Annotated in this window: 1 protein-coding gene; it reads left to right on the forward strand. The window is 59.5% G+C overall.

The genetic code is table 11. The features are described from left to right. Positions 1–625: 625 nt before the first annotated feature. Positions 626–1,438 (forward strand): MFS transporter, encoded by an 813-nt coding sequence (locus AB4Z15_RS24890; RefSeq protein ID WP_442019397.1) that lies wholly within the window; start codon positions 626–628, stop codon positions 1,436–1,438. Positions 1,439–2,069 lie beyond the last annotated feature (631 nt).

Below are 2,069 nucleotides of genomic sequence, written 5' to 3' on the forward strand. Positions count from 1 at the left end.
CAGCCCTGCCCTCATCGCCGAGGAACGGGACCACCGCGACAACACCTCAAAGTCGCCATCACGAATATCCAAAGCAGGAGCGGGAGGATGAGCCATGCCCAATTCTCCCAAACACCAACCATAAAACTACTTTAGACACGCGGCACTAGGCCTCCAAATACACTTTCATTGCATCCGAGCGGCCACTGCGACATGACGCCGATTCGCGAGCGGTCTCGTGGGCCATTCCGGCATGCGATTTCAGCTCCAAGGTTCGACCGAGCGTTTTGGGGTTAGTTTCGTGCGCGTCGTTGACGCGACGCTAAGACTGAATGCGGGCGCGGGCCAGTCGCGGATTGCTAGTCCGTTGCATTCCCTCCGGGGCATCGGCAGTTCAAAGAATCGATGGCTGAGTACGTCGAAGCCGACCAGTTGTCCGCCAGAAGGTCGAGGGCGGCAAAGGTTGTTTCACATCGGAACACTGTGGGCTGCGACACACTGCCTACCGTGGGTACAGAATGCCGTGGTGGCCATCACATTTGGGGGCGCCGCGGCAATGCTGCCCGTCGCTTCTTAGAGCGGATTCAAGGACATTCCCCACTTATCTGTTCCGCTGGCTGATGAGCCTGTTTCAAGGGAGAAACACATGACAAGCACCACAGCATCGCCGCCGGCGATGACACCCCGCCGTGCGGCGACAGCCGCGCTCCTCGGCAGTGCACTGGAATACTACGACTTTTTTGTTTACGGTGCAGCAGCCGGACTTGTCTTCAATGTGCTGTTTTTCCCGTCCGGGGATCCCGCTGTTGCTTTGATCGGATCGTTCGCGACTTTTGCGGTGGGCTATGTGGCACGACCCGTCGGCGCAATGGTGATGGGGGACTTCGGCGATCGTCTTGGCCGCAAGAAGGTCATGCTTGCCACTGTGGTCATGATGGGTGCCGCCTCGTTCTCCATGGGTTGTCTTCCGACATTTGACCGGGTGGGGCTGTTGGCGCCGGCACTTCTGGTTGTCTTGCGAGTGGTCCAGGGTTTCTCGGCCGGTGCCGAATCCGCAGGTGCCTCGACGTTAACGGTTGAGCATTCCCCCGTTGGACGCCGCGGCTTCTTTACCAGCTTCGTTATGGTTGGCTACGCGGTCGGCTGCTCGTTGGCGACCATTGTTTTCCTTCCCGTGGCGCTCCTGCCGGCCGAACACCTCTATGGCTGGGGCTGGCGGCTTCCCTTCTGGCTCAGCGCGGTCGTTGTCGTGATTACTTACTACGTGCGGAGCCATCTGGAGGAAACGCCCGTGTTCGCTGAAGCGAAGGAAGAACGCGCAGTCCGGAAGCTGCCGCTGAGCGATGTTTTCAAGTACCACTGGCGCAGTGTGATTTGTGTTGCCGGGGCATCGCTGATGGCAGCGATGCAGACTTTGTTCGCTGTTTTCAGCTTGTCCTACGGAACCTCGGGCGCATGAGTTCGAGGCCACATGATCTCGCGTGTAGAGCATTTCGCGGTCTGTCGGTACCCGCGAGAACGCAGGGTTGGTCGGATCGGATCCTGGCTACCGTCCCCGAATCAGCCAGAATTTCAATGTCAGCAGGGGCGCGCGCACACATGGTCTTTGCGCTTTCCTGCACCTCCGGGTCTATGTTCTTAACAGTGTATGCGTGAGGCATCCGAGCGATGGCAGACTTGCCGCAAACATGCGCGCGGAAGTAGCGCCTGCCCGGCCTGGCCGAGCTACTTCCCTCATATGTCGTGAACTCCATCGGCGGCCACTTCCCGTTCTTCCGCACGACTGCATGGACCCCGAATGCCTCTAGGGCGACCGGGCTCCGTAGTCCCGAGTTAGCCGCGCCACGGGGCCAGGGTTACGGCGGAAGTGGTTCAGAGGTGGGCGGTGCGCTCCAAGGGGAGAAGGTCTTCGCCCCCAGGTGTCAGGTTGAGTTCCAGACCCACTAGTGCCGCGTGTCTAAAGTAGTTTTATGGTTGGTGTTTGGGAGAATTGGGCATGGCTCATCCTCCCGCTCCTGCTTTGGATATTCGTGATGGCGACTTTGAGGTGTTGTCGCGGTGGTCCCGTTCCTCGGCGATGAGGGCAGGGC

This window comes from Paenarthrobacter sp. 2TAF44, assembly GCF_052114885.1.
Classification (GTDB): domain Bacteria; phylum Actinomycetota; class Actinomycetes; order Actinomycetales; family Micrococcaceae; genus Arthrobacter.